This window comes from Priestia sp. SRI_019 (assembly GCF_057586255.1).
Window position 1 is genome coordinate 736,218 of record NZ_JBYCZN010000002.1, and the last position, 18,921, is coordinate 755,138.

The 18,921-nt window shown below is 37.4% G+C and carries 19 protein-coding genes; 4 read left to right on the forward strand and 15 right to left on the reverse strand.

All coding sequences use genetic code 11. The annotated features are described in order from the left end of the window. Positions 1-487: 487 nt before the first annotated feature. From AC2YJL_RS14070 to AC2YJL_RS14100, 7 genes are all read right to left on the reverse strand, one after another. On the reverse strand, positions 488-1,852 hold the full coding sequence (locus AC2YJL_RS14070) for an allantoinase (RefSeq protein ID WP_230932490.1): 1,365 nt from the start codon (positions 1,850-1,852) through the stop codon (positions 488-490). Positions 1,853-2,375: 523 nt separating this feature from the next. Next, positions 2,376-3,803 (reverse strand): sensor histidine kinase, encoded by a 1,428-nt coding sequence (locus tag AC2YJL_RS14075; RefSeq protein WP_195694299.1) that lies wholly within the window; start codon positions 3,801-3,803, stop codon positions 2,376-2,378. Next, a complete protein-coding gene (locus AC2YJL_RS14080) occupies positions 3,793-4,467 on the reverse strand; it encodes a response regulator transcription factor (protein WP_013056756.1) in 675 nt (224 codons plus the stop codon). The genes AC2YJL_RS14075 and AC2YJL_RS14080 overlap by 11 nt, the downstream gene beginning before the upstream one ends. A gap of 174 nt (positions 4,468-4,641) precedes the next feature. Then, the gene (locus AC2YJL_RS14085) at positions 4,642-4,800 is read right to left on the reverse strand and encodes a hypothetical protein (RefSeq protein WP_014460408.1); all 159 of its coding nucleotides are present in this window, start codon (positions 4,798-4,800) and stop codon (positions 4,642-4,644) included. 30 nt (positions 4,801-4,830) lie between these two features. Next, positions 4,831-5,706: a peptidylprolyl isomerase gene (locus AC2YJL_RS14090; RefSeq protein WP_230932489.1), complete on the reverse strand. Its 876-nt coding sequence runs from the start codon at positions 5,704-5,706 to the stop codon at positions 4,831-4,833. Between the two features lie 25 nt (positions 5,707-5,731). Next, positions 5,732-6,733 (reverse strand): acyltransferase family protein, encoded by a 1,002-nt coding sequence (locus tag AC2YJL_RS14095; RefSeq protein WP_230932488.1) that lies wholly within the window; start codon positions 6,731-6,733, stop codon positions 5,732-5,734. A 297-nt stretch (positions 6,734-7,030) separates the two neighbouring features. After that, entirely contained in the window at positions 7,031-8,443 is a 1,413-nt protein-coding gene (locus AC2YJL_RS14100) for an amino acid permease (RefSeq protein ID WP_025752074.1), read from the reverse strand. 361 nt (positions 8,444-8,804) lie between these two features. Here AC2YJL_RS14100 and AC2YJL_RS14105 point away from each other — a divergent pair, with 361 nt between their 5' ends. Continuing rightward, positions 8,805-9,458: a GntR family transcriptional regulator gene (locus AC2YJL_RS14105; RefSeq protein ID WP_230932487.1), complete on the forward strand. Its 654-nt coding sequence runs from the start codon at positions 8,805-8,807 to the stop codon at positions 9,456-9,458. Between the two features lie 179 nt (positions 9,459-9,637). On the opposite strand, the gene nhaC is transcribed toward AC2YJL_RS14105, so the two are convergent. Continuing rightward, positions 9,638-11,044: a Na+/H+ antiporter NhaC gene (gene nhaC, locus AC2YJL_RS14110; protein ID WP_230932486.1), complete on the reverse strand. Its 1,407-nt coding sequence runs from the start codon at positions 11,042-11,044 to the stop codon at positions 9,638-9,640. Between the two features lie 323 nt (positions 11,045-11,367). Here nhaC and msrA point away from each other — a divergent pair, with 323 nt between their 5' ends. Then, the gene (gene msrA, locus AC2YJL_RS14115) at positions 11,368-12,285 is read left to right on the forward strand and encodes a peptide-methionine (S)-S-oxide reductase MsrA (protein WP_251567964.1); all 918 of its coding nucleotides are present in this window, start codon (positions 11,368-11,370) and stop codon (positions 12,283-12,285) included. A 3-nt stretch (positions 12,286-12,288) separates the two neighbouring features. Here msrA and AC2YJL_RS14120 read toward each other — a convergent pair whose 3' ends face one another. After that, positions 12,289-12,984 carry a YqjF family protein gene (locus AC2YJL_RS14120; protein WP_251567961.1) on the reverse strand — a complete coding sequence of 232 codons (696 nt, stop codon included), beginning with the start codon at positions 12,982-12,984 and terminating at the stop codon, positions 12,289-12,291. Positions 12,985-13,003: 19 nt separating this feature from the next. Then, positions 13,004-13,957, reverse strand: a complete 954-nt coding sequence (locus AC2YJL_RS14125; protein WP_251567958.1) for an NAD(P)/FAD-dependent oxidoreductase — start codon at positions 13,955-13,957, stop codon at positions 13,004-13,006. Between the two features lie 199 nt (positions 13,958-14,156). On the opposite strand from AC2YJL_RS14125, the gene AC2YJL_RS14130 reads away from it, so the two are divergent. Beyond that, positions 14,157-14,489, forward strand: a complete 333-nt coding sequence (locus AC2YJL_RS14130) for a hypothetical protein (RefSeq protein ID WP_013056747.1) — start codon at positions 14,157-14,159, stop codon at positions 14,487-14,489. Positions 14,490-14,524: 35 nt separating this feature from the next. On the opposite strand, the gene AC2YJL_RS14135 is transcribed toward AC2YJL_RS14130, so the two are convergent. The 3 genes from AC2YJL_RS14135 to AC2YJL_RS14145 all read right to left on the reverse strand — a co-directional run bounded on the left by AC2YJL_RS14135 (position 14,525) and on the right by AC2YJL_RS14145 (position 16,419). Beyond that, positions 14,525-15,358 carry a flagellar motor protein MotB gene (locus AC2YJL_RS14135; protein WP_028408764.1) on the reverse strand — a complete coding sequence of 278 codons (834 nt, stop codon included), beginning with the start codon at positions 15,356-15,358 and terminating at the stop codon, positions 14,525-14,527. Beyond that, a complete protein-coding gene (gene motA, locus AC2YJL_RS14140) occupies positions 15,351-16,145 on the reverse strand; it encodes a flagellar motor stator protein MotA (RefSeq protein WP_013056745.1) in 795 nt (264 codons plus the stop codon). Before motA ends, AC2YJL_RS14135 begins: the two co-directional genes overlap by 8 nt. A 130-nt stretch (positions 16,146-16,275) precedes the next feature. Beyond that, complete coding sequence (locus AC2YJL_RS14145; RefSeq protein ID WP_014460421.1) at positions 16,276-16,419, reverse strand: hypothetical protein; 144 nt, start codon at positions 16,417-16,419, stop codon at positions 16,276-16,278. 140 nt (positions 16,420-16,559) lie between these two features. Between AC2YJL_RS14145 and AC2YJL_RS14150 the strand changes: the two genes are divergently transcribed. Then, entirely contained in the window at positions 16,560-16,838 is a 279-nt protein-coding gene (locus AC2YJL_RS14150) for a hypothetical protein (RefSeq protein WP_014460422.1), read from the forward strand. A 13-nt stretch (positions 16,839-16,851) separates the two neighbouring features. Here the strand turns inward: AC2YJL_RS14150 and AC2YJL_RS14155 are convergent, their stop codons facing one another. Both AC2YJL_RS14155 and AC2YJL_RS14160 read right to left on the reverse strand, forming a co-directional pair. Then, a complete protein-coding gene (locus AC2YJL_RS14155; RefSeq protein WP_025752067.1) occupies positions 16,852-17,511 on the reverse strand; it encodes a serine/threonine-protein kinase in 660 nt (219 codons plus the stop codon). Positions 17,512-17,630: 119 nt separating this feature from the next. Then, entirely contained in the window at positions 17,631-18,917 is a 1,287-nt protein-coding gene (locus AC2YJL_RS14160) for a cytochrome P450 (protein ID WP_195697062.1), read from the reverse strand. Positions 18,918-18,921 lie beyond the last annotated feature (4 nt).

Here is an 18,921-nt window from a genome sequence, read left to right on the forward strand (position 1 = left end):
AAACTGTCAAAAAATTATGATGATATAAAAAATAGAAACAAGAAAATTTTATTCTTATAAAATGATTCTGTCAATATCAGAATTTTACAATGAGTGCATAATATACGGTTTTCTATTATAAAATTGCACCTATAAAAAGCTTTAAATCAAGATTTCTTTTCTTAAAATATCTTTTTGAAAATTTTTTTATACAAAACCCTTAATTATAAAGCATCTGATTATCTACTTTTCATACAACCAGATAATATTTTTCTTTTTAGGAATTTTTTCTTTATATTAAAAAAGAGGCTTTATTATTTTTTCATTATACTTTCCTCAACCAAAAATATACTTTTTCAAAATAATAAAACCCTCTTTAAAAATATCTCTTTTGTTATAGTAGATACTCATTTTTCTTCTATGTATTACCTTTAATATAAGTCATCCTCATTTTTTTATGTAAAAAAAGAGATAAAAGGTTTATTTTTTACCTCTTTTTTCACTGTACCTACAATTTTACGTATTCACCGTTTACCATTTGTCCTTTGTGAAGAGGAAACACACCTTCTTCTTTATTGTATACAATCGTTCCTCTATTAATGGTAGTTAAAATGACGCTATTAAATACCGTTCCTTCATATATACTGTGCTTATGTTTGAAAACCATTCCTTCTTTTGTCACTTTTTCAGTTTGATCCAGATCAACGATAACCAAATCCGCATCAGATCCGAGCAAGATGCTTCCTTTTTTAGGGTATAAACCGAATCGTTTAGCTGGATTGGTTGATACAAGCTTTGAAATGCAAGAAAGAGAAATCCCTCTAGCGATGGCTCCCTCGCTAATCATTGCTTGCAAAGAGTACTGACCGCCTGATATTCCACCCCACACTTTAAATAAATCATTCTGATGAGCGGTTTTTAACTCAATCGGGCAAGGAGAATGATCAGAAGAAATCATATCTATTTCCTCCGATTGAATACAAGCCCATAATTTTTCTTTTTGACTTCTGCTGCGAAGAGGAGGTGCACACTTAGCGGTTACGCCAATTTCTTCAAAGTCTTCCTCTGTAAAAAGTAAATAATGCGGACACGTTTCCAGCGTAACGTTCATTCCATTCTTCTTTGCTTCCGTAATAAGCTGCACTGCTTCAGAGCTGCTAATGTGTACAAAGTGAAGCGGACATCCCGTTTCTTCACCGTACTCAAGCGCTTGCTTTACTGCGTTTACTTCTGCTACAACCGGTCGTGTTTCTAAATAATCTTTAATAGCAGTTTGCTTTTGCTTCTGTTTCGCCTGTTCAAGCTTTTGTATTAAGTCATTTCTTTCAGCATGCAGGGCAAGCACTTTATTTAGTTTTGCAATCTCTTTCATTCCTTCGTATAATGTGAGGTCATCTGAGAAATCAAATTCAGAACCGGCTTCTGACATAAATGCTTTAAAACCTATTACACCCGAATGAGCCATTTTGCCTAATTCTTCTTTATTACCAGGAACCAACCCTCCCCATAGACCATAATCTACTACTGACTTTTGATCAGCCAGTTTTTTCTTTTCCCACAGCGCTGCTTCTGTTACGGTAGGAGGAACGCCGTTTAAAGGCATATCAAAATATGTAGTGCAGCCTCCCGCAGCCATAGATGCTGAACCGTAGTCAAACCCTTCCCAATGGTCTCGGCTCGGTTCATCAAAATGCACGTGAATATCAATCATTCCAGGCAGAACATATTTGCCTTTAGCATCTACGCATTTTTTTGCTGGTGTGCTAACACCTTGCGCTATTTCTGCAATCTTTCCTTTTTTAATCCCTATATCCGCTTTTACTATTTCGTCTTCTAATACGACCGAACCATCCCTAATAATTAAATCGTACATGTTATCAAACTCCCCTTTATTTAACTACTCCGTCTTCTTATTAAACGAAGCAGTCTGCTATTGTTCTATCATGCATTGTTTCCTTCAAAAAGTCTTTATCCTTGTAAAGAAACCTGACACATAGACTGGTTATTACGCTAGTAAATATAACTGAATTATCTGATTTTTACACTCGCCTTTTTGTCTAACCTTTTCTTTTTTATTTGGTCACTTTCACTAACTAAAAAGAGATTGAGACATAAATAAATGAATGGACGAACAAATTGGATAAAGGGACAAGTATAGATCGCTTGTGACACTGCTGTTGATTCCCGTGCAAGCCTTTCGTTTCTGCCCGCTCTCCCCTCCTATTTCGCTTTTCCCGCAGGAGTCTTCGCCTTGCCTACCAATCAACAGCTAGAAGCAACTACATACCTAAAACCTACGTTCACCCTAACCATAAAAAAATCCGAACGAGTTTGATTCCCCATGAAGAATCAAACTTGTTCGGATCTTCCTTCAACTAATTTTGTCACAGCCTCTTTTAACTCTTTTTCACTTTTTGTGACATTGGCAAGCTTACTGTAAATGTACTTCCTTTTTCTTGTTCACTTTCTACGTCAATTTTCCCTTTATGTGTTTCTACGATCCATTTAGCAATTGCTAGGCCAAGCCCATGACCTCCCATTTGACGAGATCGCGATTTGTCAGCACGATAAAAGCGGTCAAAGATTCGATCCTTTTCGTCGGGATGAATCCCAACCCCTGTATCACGTACTTTTAATATACATTCACTCCCATGCTGAACTACTTGAATGTTTACATTTCCATGAGGAGTCGTATATTTAATCGCATTATCTAACAAAATGTAAATCAGCTGAGTTAGACGCTCTTGATCTCCTGTTACTACTAATTTTTCCGGCGTATCCAGCTGCAAATCAATATGTTTAGAAATCGCTAGGGTTTCCACGGATTCCATTACCTTTTGCACCGCATCTGTAATATCAAAGGGCATCATTGCTTTTTCTACTTTATTAGAGTCTGAGCGTGCAAGCGTAAGCAAATCACTGACGAGACTCGTCATGCGCTTCACTTCAGCTTTCATATTATTGATTAATTTTTTAGAAAAAGGATCTTCTGTTACTTCCTCCTGCATTTCTAAAGCATTGATAGAAGAAAGCATAACGCTAAGCGGCGTTCTTAACTCATGAGATGCATCCGCCACAAACTCTTTTTGCTTTTGGAAAGCTGTTTCAATTGGAACCATAGCCCGTTTTGACATTAAGCGGCTGATATAAATGGCTACTCCTACAAACAGTACGGTAAGGCTTAACATAATAATAAGGAGCCACTTTAACAGCTGATAAAGAAATGAAACGTCTTTTCCAATATAAAGCATCCCTAAAAATTGACCTTTATAAAAAATAGGTTCACCCGCCATCATCAAATCAATATCTATTTTGCCTTCCCCGTTTTGCCCTTTTACTCCTTCAATGTGTTCGAAACTAGGACGCGGGGCTTTTATTCGTTCTTTCCTCACTTCATTTTCGATAGGGATCCACCCATCAATTAAATCTAATAAGTTAGAGCGAAGCCGCTCGCTCGCTTCGTTTCCCATAATAAGGTCCCCTTCAGGACTGATGACATAATAAAAAAACTGATCTTCACCGGCTACGACAATGTTTTTGTACTCTTCTTTTGACTGTTGATTCGAGCTGTTTATCGCTTGTTTAATTAAGATGCTTTGGACAATTCGGGACTCTTGCTTTAGCATGCTATTTAAGTTTTGCTGCTGACTGTTGGATACAACCACATATACCAATGCATAAACAATAAACACGAATAATAGCAGAAACAGCATTAGTAATGCGCTATATCGGAATGTTAAACGATTTTGCGTCTGGCTGAATAAATCTTGCTTTACTTTTTGTTTTACTTTCTGTTTAGCTCTTGTAAGGAGTTTAGCTTTCAATTTTGTAGCCTACTCCGCGAATGCTTTGAATAAGATCCTGTTTGTTAAATTTCTCTAGTTTTTTCCGCAAAAGTTTAACCGTCGCATCAATCGTTTTAATGGAAACATCTGATTCATATCCCCATACCCGGTCTAAAATAATATCTCGAGAAAGAACTTGTCCTTTGTTTTTCACTAAAAAATCTAGGAGTTGAAATTCACGTGGACTTAATTGAATAAACTCTTCGTCAAACTGTACAGTTTGACTTGCTCTTTTTAATATCATGCTGGCAATCTCTACTTCTTCTTCTAAAATTGGTGCATAATTACGACGAGACAAAGCACGAAGCCTTGCAAGCAGCTCGTCAATTTCAAATGGCTTAATAACGTAATCATCCGCTCCCGCATCTAAGCCTTGTATACGATCTTGAACCGCATCTTTTGCTGTTAACATAAGAATAGCGCCGGCGTATCCTTCTTTTCTTAAACGTTTACATACATCGATTCCGTCTCCATTGGGCATCATCCAGTCAAGAATTAGCACGTCATAATGCGCTTCAGATGCATAATCATATGCATCATTCCCTTCCGTCACCCATTCGACGTTATAACCTCCTTTTTTCTTTAGCATATAACTAACTAATTCACCTAGCTGCAAATCATCTTCTGCTAGCAGTACATTCATTCCGTGTAACTCCTTCCTTTGATACATGTCGCTGCATCCTTTTGTTTACTTTATTATACAAAAAGAATCAGCAGAAACAAGCTGCCTCTACTGATCTCTTTTCATTTTAAATTCTCTTAGCTATACTCAGCACGGGCGCAAACTGCTGTCCAGCAGTTTAGTTTTTTGTACTCTTTATGAATGCCTAACGATTTGATTTGAATATGAAGGATTTGATCCATTAACAGTTTCTGTGACCTTTACAACACGCCGGCATATTTCAGCTCGTACACCTCTGTGCTTCAATTGCTCGACGATTTTTTCTAACTTACTATAAGACGCTGTTTGTTTCATATCCATCCCCTCATTTCGTTAAGGTATTATTTATGAATCAAGTTTGTTTGTAATATCATACTTTTTCTTTAGCTTTTGTAACCACGTTGGATACTCTGTTTGGTATTTTTGATCAAGCAGCGTTTGCTTGATTTTTGCTTTGCTATTTTCATATGTTGCTTTTTGCGCTTCTTTTTTGCCTGTTACTTTAATAATGTGATAACCGTATTCTGTTTTAACAGGATCACTTACTTCATTTACCTTCATTGAAAATGCTTTGTTGGCAAAAGCTTCGACCATATCACCTTTTTTGAAGTATCCAAGGTTTCCGCCATCTGATTTAGAAGCTGTATCTGTTGAATATTCTTTTGCTAGCTTCGCAAAATCTTCTCCTTTATCAAGCTTAGCCTTTACTTCTTTCGCTGTCTTTTCGTCTGCTACTAAGATGTGGCTAGCTTTCACCTGTGCTTCTGTAGCTAGTGAATCTTTATTTTGATCAAAGTACGATTTCATTTCACTATCTTTAATATTAATAGTCGACTCGACCATTTTTTTCGCCTCAATATTCGTCTTTAAATCTTTTTTCAGCTCTGACAATTTTACACCGCTAGATGCTAATGCTTGATTTAATGCATCTTCTCCCCCGTACTGACTTTTAAGGTTTTCTAATTCAGCATTAATTTCTTTATCGGTTACTTTAACATTTTGTTTAGCTGCTTCTTTTGAAATGACTTTTTGTTCAATCAGTGAATCAAGGACACTTGATCCTCCTTGAGCAAGAAGAGCATTGTACAGCTGATCTTTTGTGATTTTTTCATCACCAACGGTAGCAACCACCTTTGATTTATTCATTGCTACGGCACCGATAGCTACTGCAGCAATAACCACAACGGCTGCAATAATCATAATTATTTTGTTTTTAGACATCGTTAAACTCCTTTTCCATTTCTCATTACTTACCTAAACTTAAACTTTTGCGCCTTGGTAACGGTTTAAGCTCAATTAAAGGTCTTGCAATAGTAGATACGTATTTACTCGACAACAACCACGCCACTCCACAAGCTCCAATTAGAAGAATACTGTATCCTTGTACACTTTCTATCCAGTCTCCAAAAGAAGATAGGCGGATATATTTAATCAGAAACCCATGTAGCACATATACATAAAAGGTTTGAGCACCTCGAGATGTAAAGGACATCGTTTGTGTAGGGACCAAAGCTAGAAAGGAAATCGTCATTGCTAAGCTGATGCTATAAAATAGCGTACGAATGGTCATTCCCTCTAATTGATTTACACCTAAAGAGGCATAAGATTTTGAACCAAATAACCACTCTTTCTCAAAGTCCGGTGCTATATACTGGATCCATAGAGCAATAATCAGCAAAGTGCCTCCAGCTACTTTTTTACAAGAAACAGACGTCAACTTTTTAAAATGTTCTTTTTTCATATAAAATCCTGCTAAGAAGAAGGGAAAGAACACAAAGGTTCTAGAAAGGCTCAACGTTGTTTCCAGCGGTTCACATAAGCCAATCATAATTCCTAAAACTGCCGCAACGGCTAAAGGATATTTGATTTTTGTAAAAATGAACAACATGGCGTTCCAACAAAATAAACTCAACAAAAACCATAGCGACCAAGCTGGCTGAAACACTGAAACTTCGAATGTGGATTCATCATACAGTTTATAGTCGTATACCGCATAGATAAGTTGAAAAATAATATAAGGAAGTAATACTTTCTTCGTCATCTTCCACATGTATCCCTTTTTTCGGTATCCCTTTGCAAAATAGCCGCTTATTAAAATAAACGCTGGCATATGAAAGGTGTAAATAAATATGTAGAGCGTTCGTAGCCACTGTCCATCATTGATGAAGGGAGTTAACAAATGGCCAAACACTACTAATACAATTAAGATAAACTTTACGTTATCAAAATACGCATCCCGCTTAGCCATTTGACCTCCTCCTTTCTTTCGCGTTCTACGGATCTGTACGACGTGCTGCTGCGAATATCTTTTCTTTACATTCCTTACTATACATAGTGAAAATGAAAAAACAGTGAAAACCTTGCTTACTTCTATTTTTAAATAAGTCGCGGCTAAATAAGTTTGACAAATGGCTCCTCTTTCTCTACTATATAGATACGCACCCTATCCAATTCAATTTCGCTTGTTGCGGGACACTTAACCAGTACGGATGGATAGGGTGTTTTTGTATGCAAAAAAAGGCAGAAGACCTAGGTCTTCTGCCTTTTATTTTGCTATAGGCTGACTTTCGTTTTTTCTATTTCCTTTTTTATTTTTCAAATAATAAAACAGATAACAAAAAAGGACAAATGGGATACCGCAGTATAATGCGATACGCTGACTCTCATCAAAAGCCAGTCCGACACAAGCAGCAAAGCATAAAACAAACGCTAAAATAGGTACAATAGGATATAAAGGAGCTTTGTAAACAAGCTTCGATACATCATTCCCTTCTTTAATATAACGTCTTCTGAACATAAAGTGAGAAGCCGCAATAGCCATCCATACAGCTACAACCGCAAATCCAGAAATAGAAACTAATACTAAATAAACAGTTGTTGGTGCAACTACACTTGACAGCAAGGACAGACATGCCACTCCCATGCTGATAAGCAACGAATTAAATGGAACTCCTTTAGACGTTACTTTTCCTAACCAAGTGCTGACCATTTTTTGATCAGATAATGACCATAGCATTCTCGAACATGCGTATAATCCTGCATTAGCGTTTGATAATAAAGCTGTTAAAATAACCAAGTTCATAATATCTGCTGCGTAAGGAATGCCTATTTGATCGAATACCGTCACAAAAGGACTTTCTAACACTCCTGCTTGTTTCCATGAAATCAACCCAGATAGTACAAACATAGCGCCAATAAAGAAGAAGAACGTACGCCAAATGATATTTTTAATTGCGCGAGGTATGTTCTTTTCCGGATCCTCTGTTTCTCCTGCCGTAATACCAATTAATTCTGTTCCCGAAAAAGCAAAGCTAACGGAAACCATTGTAATTAATACAGGCATAAGTCCATTTGGAAATAAACCGCCCTCTCCTGTAAAATGAGAAAGCATCGGCGCTTTTTCATGACCGCTAAGAGGAATGAATCCAAACATAGCTGCTGCGCCCAAAATAATAAATACAATAATCGTTAATACTTTAATACTTGAAAACCAAAATTCTGTTTCGCCGAAAAAACGTACAGATGTTGCATTTAAACCAAATAATAAAAGGGCAAACAGCGCGCTCCATATCCAAACCGAAACGTCAGGAAACCATCTTTGCATAAGCAATCCAGACGCTGTAAACTCCGAACCGACAGATACCACCCAAGTCAGCCAGTAGAGCCAGCCAACCGCAAAACCAGTTCCCGGCCCGATAAACTTTGTAGCGTATACTTGAAATGATCCAGACACAGGCATTGCTACGCTTAGTTCACCTAGACATATCATGACTAAATACATAATTAATCCACCGATTAAATAAGCAAGAAGTGTTCCCCCAGGACCTGCTGCATTAATTGTGTAGCCTGAATTAAGAAACAGCCCCGTACCGATCACACCGCCAAGGGAAATCATAAATAAATGACGGCTTTTCATTTTTCTTTGTAACTGATTCATAGATGTTGTATTCTCACCCATTATGTACCTCCTTTTATAGTAAACCCATCCAAAAACTTGGTTTTTTTACATATTCTCTACAGTCTTTTCTCTGCAGGAGTAGGCTCTGTTTCTTCGATATGTACGAATTTTGTATATTGTATACAATATACACTTCTTAAATCTTTTTACGATTATATCATTTTTCAGATTTTTTACAACAATGAATAGTAAAAAATATTTCAACAATTCTATTTTTTATATTCTAACTAAGATTAAATGAAGTGATATGATATGATTATTTTTACACCTGTACGTTCTTTCTTGCTATTTTTATACTCTTTCATCACCATGACATGAAGAGAAAGAACGGCTGATGCGATATTTATTTTAGGGGGAAACAATGAACAAGGGGCCTATGATTTATCATTCATTAAAAGATCATGTATATAACTACATAGCAAGTCAAATTCAAGACGGTACACTGCTGCCTAACGACAAAATAAATGAAGCCAGTATTTGTTCTCAGCTGAATGTCAGCCGAACGCCTGTAAGAGAAGCGCTTATTAAATTGGCTTCAGACAACCTATTGGAATACAGACCGCGCAGAGGGTTTACCGTAAAGAAAATTGGCACACCAAAAAAACTAGAAGTATTTGAAATCGTCGGTGCTTTAGATGGTCTAGCAGCTGCCCTGTCGATTGATCACTTAACTGAAGAAGATTTTACGAAAATGGATGAGCTTATTAAAAAAATCGATGCTTCGATTGCATTAGAAAATTATCAGGATTATCAAAAATATCAAACGTATTTTCATCGAGTCTATTTGAACCGATGCAATAATGTGACCTTAAAAGAACAGCTTATGTCTCTACAAGACGGATTCATCAGACAAACGTACTTTAGCGATGACAATAAAGAGCTATACGCCATTTTACATGTAATGAATGAACATCACCGACATATTCTGAAACTTCTGCAGCAGAAAAAAAAGGCGGAGGTTCAGCTTTACCTTCAAAATGTTCACTGGAAAATCGAATATCCAGAAATGATTTGATCAAAAAGAACTCGAGACATAACTAAATCAATTCAATCAACAGATAGAAGCAACGAAATACATGAAACCTACGTTTATCATACCAATAAAAAAATCCGAACGAAGTTGATTCTTCATTAGGAATCTCAACTCATCGTTCGGATTTTTCTTTAACTAAAACACTTTTGTCCCAGCCTCTTTTATTTTGCTATAGCAGAACGCTGTTTTTCTTCTTTTACGTACCAAATGAATTTCCCTGTATATCCGTAAATAATCGCCAAAATAATAGAGACAAAACTGAGCCACATAAACGGCAGATAAGCGAATGTAGAAATCCCAAGCGTTGTAGCTAGAAATACACCGTTGTCCGTCCACGGAACCATTCCAGAAGTTAAGGTTCCTCCTACTTCTGAGTTACGGGCAAGCACCAGACGCTGTATTCTTAACTTATCATAACTTTTCTCCATAATTTTCGGTGTTAAAATTAATGACACATACATCGCACACCCAAATATATTCCCTAATAACCCAACGAAAATAGTAGAAGCCGTAACGTTTCCTGAATTGACAAGAATTTTTTCAAATTTAGATAGCAGAACTTCTAAGACGCCGAGCTCATCTAATAACCCGCCAAATCCTAGTCCAAAAATAATGACAATAATAGAACCGACCATGCTTAAAATTCCGCCACGATTTAACAGCTCACTTAAAAATGTGTTGTCAGTATTAATTTTAAATCCTTCATAAGCCGTATTAAATGCGCTCGCCACATCCATATGTTGAAAGACAACTGCCCATATAATTCCTAATAATGAGCCAACCGCAATTGCTGGAAGAGAAGGTTTCTTTAATGCTAAAAGGACAATGACAGCCAAAGCCGGAATCAGCATCCACCCGCTGATATGGAATGTATCCAACAGCGAAGATTTTAACCCTTCTACCCGTCCAGCATCAAAATCTTTTCCGCCATACATAAACCCTGTTACCGTAAATAATACTGCCGTAATGAGGTAAGCAGGAATATCTAACACTAACATTGCTTTTACGTGATCAATAACGTTCACTCGGGCCATTGACGCAGATAAAATGGTACTGTCAGAAAGAGGAGAAAGCTTGTCTCCAAAATAAGCTCCTGAAATCACAGCTCCAGCTACCAAAGGAAGCGGCATACCTAGGCCTTGTCCGATTCCCATCATCGCGATTCCGGCTGTACCAACCGTTCCCCAAGATGTTCCTGTTGAAATCGAGGTAATAGAGCAAATGATAAGTGTAGCAAGTAAAAAGAATGTTGGATTAATAAACTCTAATCCAAAGTAAATAAGAGAAGGAACAACTCCTCCGGCAATCCATGTTCCAATTAACGTACCGACGGCTAATAAAATTAAAATAGCTTCTAAGCCGTTTGATATTCCTCTTGTAATGGCCCCTTGCAGGTGATTATACGTATACCCAAGTCGTACTCCTAGCGCCATAACAATAAACCATGAAATAAATAAAGCGAGCTGAATAGGTAAATCAAAAACAGTTGCAAATGAAATAACAACAGCTAAAAATAAAGCAAGCACAATCATTATTTCCCACATAGATGGTAAACGGGTTGTGTTCAAACTAGCTCCTCCTAAACTGGTATGTAGATTCTGGAATGTGGTATCGTTTAAGAGCAAAACGTCCTTATTTTTTAATTGTTCCTCTTACTGCTCCAACGTATGTATTTCTATGAGTGCTTAAACAATAAACTGCATCTTTTTAAGAACATAAAATAAGGATACTCGCATAAACAATAAGCCATTTTTCTTTTATCCAGTGGTCATAATACCATAAGAGCGTGCTTTCTTACAAGACTCGTTATAAAGCGCTTTCTGTTTGTTTATACATTTTAATATATAAATATATTTTCATTTATTTTATTCAACGAAAAGAGGAAAGTAACATGAAAGAATATGCAACGTTTGCGGGAGGGTGCTTTTGGTGCATGGTCGCTCCTTTTGATCAGCTTACAGGAATCCTCAGTATCCGCTCGGGCTACGCTAGAGATGAACAAATCAGTTCTGAAGCTTCTGCTCTTGTAAAAAAGGAAAACGAGTACGTAGAGGCCGTACAAATTGTATGGGATCCTTCTCACATTACGTTTGAAGAGCTTCTTAACCTGTATTGGCAGCAAATTGACCCTACGGATTCCGCCGGACAGTTTTCAGACCGCGGACCGTCATACCGTGCCATTATTTTTTATCATAACGAAAAGCAAAAAGAAGCGGCTCTCGATTCTAAAAGAAAGCTCTCCCAAAGCGGACGTTTTAAGAACCCTATCGTCACACCTATTTTACCTTTTTCTTCTTTTTACGAAGCAGAAGAGCAGCAGCAGGATTATTATCGAAAAAACGCATTTCACTATAAATTATACAAAGAAGGCTCGGGTCGAACTGATTTTTTGACACAGCATTGGCCAAAGGACCGCTCCTATCTAAAAAAGGTCCTAACGCCCATGCAATATTTTGTTACGCAGGAAAACGGAACCGAACCTCCTTTTACAAATTTATATTGGAATAACAAAAACCAAGGAATTTACGTTGATCTTCTAACGGGAGAAGCACTGTTTAAAACGTCAGATCAACTCCTTTCCCATACAGGGTGGCCGGTTTTTAAACGCCCTCTTTTATACGGAAATATAAAAAAAGTTCCGATGCAGCATGAAACAGCACTAAAAAGCAAAGAAGGAAATAACTATTTGGGTTTACTATTAACCGAAGAAAACAGCGAATACTATCAAGTAAATTCCGCGGCTTTGCGCTTCATTCCAAAAGAGAAGCTTAAAGAAGAAGGGTATGAAGACTTTTTAATTTTGTTTTGATACTTATACTTTTTTAAAAGGATAAAAATAAGCCGTGACTTGATTCGCATAGTGCACAATTAAATCGCGATTGTCCGCCGGACGCAAAAAAGGCTGAGTAATAGAATCATCTCTTATTTCACACTCTCCTTTTTGCAGTTCCCAAGGATCATGATAAAGGTCTCCTCTGTAGACGTTTCCTTGATGAGTGGTAAATAAGCAGTAGCGCTCTGTAAGCCAATGAGCTAATTCTCCTTTTCTACTGCGATAGGACGGAGAAGTACCTCTATATGTAAGCTTTACTCGCTCTTTTTTTGAGTCTCTGTGCGTGCGAACTGACCGAAAAGAAATATGGTTCTGAGTTTTGTTGAATGTCATAGCAGCATGGTAATAAGGCAAATGAAAAAACTGACGAGCAATCCATACCCCTAGCGGATTGCTTGCGTCTAAACTAAAAAAATAAACGCCTTTTTCCCCTTTATATGTAACATATGTACGCACATTCAGCTCATATAGTCGTGAAAAGATGGGAACTGCGGGCGTTCCTTTAAATCGAATGTCTGTCATCGTAAAAGGCACAAGTGCAATCCATCCTTGACCATCATAGGTGTCAGGCTCTAACTGACTAGGCAATAAAGAAGCCAAAAATGCCGGATCTACAGGCCAATGAATAAACAGTAAATCTTTCCACGTTTGTTTCATTATCCAATTATTTTTCACTTCTTGGTCCCTCCTTTTTCTAGATGTTCTTTCCAATTAATTCAGCGGCTGCCGATTTCCCTGACAAATATGCGCTCTCTAACCGTGAGTGATTCGTCTCGTCTTCCCTTCTTAAAAAAGCATCTCCTGCCACCAGTAGCGACGGCATAATTTTAGCAAAGGGCTGATGAAGAACTTGTTCAACCTCTGCATAGCGCCATTTCTTTAACTGAATGCTTTTAATATGATTTGCACCTATCCATTCTTTTATTTCATTTTTTATTGCCCGCAGCAGCTCATGTTCTTGTTCATCAAAATGTTTTTCTGACCAGTCTTTATTCATATATACGCTAAGAACAGGCGTCTTTGATATTCCTTTTTGCTCATGATTAACGATTCTTTGGATTGTGCCAGAAGGATTCGTGATTTGACCATGATCACCATACAGCATCTCTGTGTAAAGCTCCACGATAGCAACCAAGCACGGACTAAATTTCAGTGTTCTAAGAATTGATTGGTCCGCTTGCAGCTTACTATTATTAAGTACCTCAATAACCTGAGGAGACGGAGGTGTAAGAATGATATCAGTCGCTTCAAACATCTCATTTTCTTCCGTATACAGCTGATACCTTCCGTTTTGAAAATCAATGGCTTGAACTTTTCGATTCACGTATACGCGTAGATCTTCAGCTAAATATTTAGCTAGCGCATTCATGCCATTCGGACTTTGATACCGAGGGTGATGGTCACCAAACCACTTCTTAACCTTTCTATCAGCTATCCATTTATTTACGTCTTGTTGAAATTCATCGGATCTCACTGTAAAAAATTGAGCTCCGTGATCTGCTTTTCCCTCTCCTACTCTTCGGGTAGCCATTCGTCCTCCTACACTTTTACCCTTATCAAGAAGAAAGACCTCTATTCCGTCTTTTTGTAATTCAGCCGCCGCTGTAAGGCCCGTCATTCCAGCACCTACTATTCCTACTCGTCTCATTTTTTCCTCCTTATTTAACGCATTTACTTACAGTATAAAAAAAGCGGAATGATTGAGCTAATTTAAACTGTCTTTTTCATTTAACTGCGTTTCTGCTTGTCTCAAAAAAGTAGTCTACGATTCCTTTCAGCTGAGTATACTTGTTGTATACAAATATACCTTTACCTGCTAGCACGTCTATAGATAGGAGGACTGTCATATGATGCTCTATGATATTAAGCACAAAGTATATTACGAAGTATTTAATACAGCTCGCCCTAAAATGAAGGACGCTCACCAAGGCCGAAGCTGGGGATATGTTTATAAAAATCTCAATGGACAACCTACAAAGTTTTGGATTGATTTTACGCACGGACGTTTTATGTACTTTCAAGTTGAAGACAAGTGGTATCGCGTGCAATATTTGCAGTCCAATGATAAGAAAAAAACAGCGGATGTCTTTAAAGGCGCTCTCATTGACTTGATTTTAGATGGAATGGATCTCAAGTTAGTACGAGGAAACTTTGAAAAGAGAAGACTTTTAGCTTTATAACACATAGAAAAACAGCCGTAAAAGCAGGACTGCTTTTACGGCTGTTTAATTGTACGAGGAGTAATCAATATTTCAACCCTTCTATTTTTCGCTTGCCCCTCTGCTGTATTGTTAGATGTCACCGGTTTGAACTCTCCAAATCCTTTTGCACTGAACATACTTGGATTAAGCTTATCGTTTTTTAAGATAACTTTCATAAAGTTAACTGCTCTCATCACGCTTAATTCCCAGTTGGATTCAAAACCAGCGTTGCGAATGGGTACGTTATCAGTATGACCGCTAATAATGATATTACGAGGAGGATCAATCACCAAAAGTTCTGAAATATCATTGGCGATTTTTGTATCTTCACTTCGAACCTGCGCTCTTCCCGAATCAAACAATACATTATCTCGAATGGAAATTAAGAGACCTTCATCAGTTAGCGAAGTCTGTAATTGATTTGTTAGGTTTTTCTTTTGAATATACGCATTAATTTTAGATTGAATTTGCTGAAGCTCTTCTTGATCAGCTTCTCGAATGGTTTGCTCCTTTTGTTCGCTCGTTAACGATTGTGAAGAAGCAGGAGACTGATTAGGAGCTGTCTCCACTTCATTTGTTTTTTCCGTACTTTTAGCTGCAGGAGTATTTGAAGGCTGAACCGCTTCTTCAGATTCCTCCAGAGATTGAAATTCCATCACGCCCGTTCCTCCAACGAACGCTTCATTAAATGCGCGAGAAAGATTCTTGAATTTTTGTGCATCCACTGAGCTCATTGCAAACAATACAATGAATAAAGCAAGTAAAAGTGTAAGCAAATCTGAGTAAGGAAGCAGCCAGCTTTCGTCAACATGGTCCTCTTCATGCTTTCGTTTTCTGCGTCTACTCATTTATGCCCACTTCACTTTCTTGAAGAAGCTTTTTACGTTCCGCTGTTGGCAAATAAGAAGCCAGCTTTTGCTCAATTACTTTTGGTGTTTCTCCTTCTAGGAGTGAAAGCACTCCTTCGATCATCATATACTTTACCTTTACTTCATGTTTCGATTTACGCTTTAGTTTATTTGCAAACGGATGCCATAGTACATACCCAGTAAAAATACCAAGAAGCGTAGCAACAAACGCCGCGCTGATCGCATGTCCTAGCGTATCTGTATCTTCCATGTTCCCAAGCGCAGCAATTAACCCTATAACAGCTCCAAGTACACCGAGAGTTGGAGCATATGTACCTGCTAAAGCAAAAATACTTGCACCCGTTTGATGTCTTTCTTCCATCGCATCAATTTCTTCAGACAACACGTCTCGTATATAATCCGCACTTTGACCATCAATAGCTAAATTCAAACCATTTTTTAAGAAAGGGTCATCTACATCAATAATTTGGGCTTCAAGTGATAGTAACCCTTCTTTTCGAACAACTTGTCCCCATTCAGAAAACATGGATACTAAATCAACGGGCTGCAGCATTTTTTGTTCTTTAAACAGGACACCAAACAGTTTTGGGACTCTTTTGATTTCATTTGAAGGAAATGCAATCACTACTGCTCCGACGGTTCCCACAATAATAATTAAAATAGCAGCCGGATTTCCTAACACAGATGGATTAACCCCTTTGAAAAACATGCCTACAATAAGAGAGGCTATTCCTAAAATCAGTCCAATAAAAGATGTTTTATCCATATGTAATTCTCCTATCCTTAACTTCCTGTTCTTTCTTTTTGTGTATTTTATCCTCATCTTTTATTTCGACTATTTCATAGAATTTTTAAGCTTTTTATGAATCATATTTACAATTACAGCTTTTCTCTTATTATAAAAACACTTTTTTCAACTTTTCATACAGAATATCTGAAGGTCCAGCTATAATCGCTACAATTTGATTTTCCACATAAATAGCAGCCGTCATCTTATTATCAATATCAGCTAAAATGGCAAATCCGACGTTAATGTTCAACTTTACTCACCTCTATCACGTTCTTGTTTATTCAACATATAAAAAGAACAGTCTTACCATTTATTTTTCCGTGTTTTATTGACATTTGTAAATTTTATATTAAGATTATGTAAATGAGTTGACAAAATGGAGGTGATATTATGCTATTAGAAAAATACTGTAAAGACACTGATTTAATGATTATCCAGTTTACAATCGAACTAACAAAAGACATTCACGCTAAAATCTCCGCACGTACTTTATTTTATGAAGAACAGGTGATACGTTATGCTGAAAAAAGAATACGTTCTTTCTTACATCCTCTTTCTCTTAAACATACGCTAAAATTTGTCTATCAATCTGAAATACTACAAACCATTCTATTCAAATTAAAACCAACTTTTGAGCAGCAGCATGTATTGCGCTGTATTTCATCTTAAAAAGGAGTTTCCTTTAGCGGAAACTCCTTTTTGATTTGATTCTACGATATAGACGATATGCTTTTCTGATCACGTTTAAAAGCGGATACGGCAAGCGGATATGGTACTTATCAATAAACGGATAAAAGGTGTAATAAGCTTTTACAAGGTCTGTCCATTTTTTATCAATACCTTCCTTATAAAAGTCAGAGATATCCACCACATACCCTCTTCCATCTTTCATCATGACATTTTTACCATGCACATCATACGGGTTTAAACCTTGGCTTCTTGCATAGTCCAAAGCTGCGTTCACATCTTTTATGACTTGTTCTGGAATCTTTATTCCCCGCTGGACGGCATCATACAAGGTAACGCCTGTAAGTCTTTTTAAAATCAAGTACGTCTTTCCCTCATGAAAAAGTTGAGAATAAGCTGGGTGAACGCCCAGCTTTCTATACACTTGCGCTTCTTTCTTTACACCATAAATTTCTCTTCCGTATACTTTTACGACAAATTCAGGATAATTTTCGTGCGTAAACACACCGGCATAGTTTCCTTTACCAATAAGTACCCACTCTTTTGTTTTGTTCGTAACTTCAACTGGATCATAGTCACTTTCACTTTGAATCGTAACTTGCGTTAGTAATGATGTTTCAACTAGCGACACCAACTGTTTAATTGTTTTATCCATAGTCCCCTCTAAAAACCCTTCAGTAATCTCTATCAAATATTACCCTATGATAAATCTCAATGCAGGATGTGTCAATAAATTGACAGCCTGATATAAAGAGGGAAAGTATTCCCGTTCATTCAAGACTGGGTGTGAACTTTGTGAACATTCACCTTCAGTTCTTCTTTCATATTCAGCATTACGCCCGCCATCGGAGCAATAGATTCGGGCTTAGTCAGCTGAAATAAAAAGCGCTTTGTCATTTCTGACAGAAAAATGGTTACTATTTCAGTGATATAGTCCATGCCCCTTTCCGCTTGATGCTCAATCCCAAGCGGCATATACATATAGCTTGGGACATCAATGGACCCTCCTTTTTCAAAACGGTCAGGTAAAAATTCACTTGGCTCTAAAAAATAATCTTCATGGCGATGCATCATATAAGGGCTAATTAACATAATCTCCCCTTTTTTAATACTGTAGCCATCTATTTGTATGTCTTCACATGCTTGACGCCCAAATAGCCAAAGAGGCGGATATAATCTCATGCTTTCAGCAATTATTTTGCGCATATAGGTCAGATTTTTGGTTGAAAGCGATTCGCCGCTAGCATAGGCTTGAATTTCTTTATGCAGCTGAAGGTGCTCCCTAGTATTTTGAGACAGTAAATGAATAGACCAGCTGCATACGTGCGTAATCATTTCATACATCGAAAGGAATATAGAATTTAGCTGTTCGTATATTTCTCTTTCATCGCTGTCTTCTCCGCAAGAATTCAATATATACTGCAGTAAATCATTTCCTTCGGTTTTGTTTTGAACACGCATTTGAACGCGTTCAAAAAGGAGTTGTTCTAGCTGCTCATCTAAGTCAGGCTGGTGCAAAGGCAGACGAATATAAATTTTGCCTAACTTTTCTTTTTTTCTCATAAGCGCTTGAACGTAGTGAATTTTATCTTCATCCTGAATCGAAATGCCAAATACAAGTTGAAGGAGTACAGCTACGACTATCTGTCTTATGTCTTTTACTATCGTTCGAAGCTGCCCTTCTTCCCACGTTTCCGTATGCTTTTCAATTATTTTTGCGATTGCTTCCTTATTATAAGTTAGATGTTGTTTAAGTTGTGAGGGTTGAATGGGGCTCATGTATAATGCTTCATCTGTCCATAACATTTCTTCGCCTAGCAGCGTTTTAAACATGTGCGTTAGTTTAATTTTTTGAAACGCCTTGCTGTTTGTAATGACTACATCTTTAATAAGTTGAGGGTCTCTCGTTACATAAAAGCGTTTGTGCGCAACTCTAAATGTTGCAATTTCTCCATACTGAGTCAAGTTTTCCAAAAAACCCAGGGGGTTCTCTCTAAACTTTTGCAGGTGACCGGTAAGCTTATACGACGAGGGGCCCTGTATAACCGGCAATGTTATCACTCCT

Bases quoted from the DNA above. Each gene is read 5' to 3' on its own strand.
- AC2YJL_RS14070 (WP_230932490.1), bottom strand. From the start codon at position 1,852: ATGTACGATTTAATTATTAGGGATGGTTCGGTCGTATTAGAAGACGAA.
- AC2YJL_RS14080 (WP_013056756.1), bottom strand. From the start codon at position 4,467: ATGAATGTACTGCTAGCAGAAGATGATTTGCAGCTAGGTGAATTAGTT.
- AC2YJL_RS14085 (WP_014460408.1), bottom strand. From the start codon at position 4,800: ATGAAACAAACAGCGTCTTATAGTAAGTTAGAAAAAATCGTCGAGCAA.
- AC2YJL_RS14090 (WP_230932489.1), bottom strand. From the start codon at position 5,706: ATGTCTAAAAACAAAATAATTATGATTATTGCAGCCGTTGTGGTTATT.
- AC2YJL_RS14095 (WP_230932488.1), bottom strand. From the start codon at position 6,733: ATGGCTAAGCGGGATGCGTATTTTGATAACGTAAAGTTTATCTTAATT.
- AC2YJL_RS14100 (WP_025752074.1), bottom strand. From the start codon at position 8,443: ATGGGTGAGAATACAACATCTATGAATCAGTTACAAAGAAAAATGAAA.
- AC2YJL_RS14105 (WP_230932487.1), top strand. From the start codon at position 8,805: ATGAACAAGGGGCCTATGATTTATCATTCATTAAAAGATCATGTATAT.
- msrA (WP_251567964.1), top strand. From the start codon at position 11,368: ATGAAAGAATATGCAACGTTTGCGGGAGGGTGCTTTTGGTGCATGGTC.
- AC2YJL_RS14125 (WP_251567958.1), bottom strand. From the start codon at position 13,957: ATGAGACGAGTAGGAATAGTAGGTGCTGGAATGACGGGCCTTACAGCG.
- AC2YJL_RS14130 (WP_013056747.1), top strand. From the start codon at position 14,157: ATGATGCTCTATGATATTAAGCACAAAGTATATTACGAAGTATTTAAT.
- AC2YJL_RS14135 (WP_028408764.1), bottom strand. From the start codon at position 15,358: ATGAGTAGACGCAGAAAACGAAAGCATGAAGAGGACCATGTTGACGAA.
- motA (WP_013056745.1), bottom strand. From the start codon at position 16,145: ATGGATAAAACATCTTTTATTGGACTGATTTTAGGAATAGCCTCTCTT.
- AC2YJL_RS14150 (WP_014460422.1), top strand. From the start codon at position 16,560: ATGCTATTAGAAAAATACTGTAAAGACACTGATTTAATGATTATCCAG.
- AC2YJL_RS14155 (WP_025752067.1), bottom strand. From the start codon at position 17,511: ATGGATAAAACAATTAAACAGTTGGTGTCGCTAGTTGAAACATCATTA.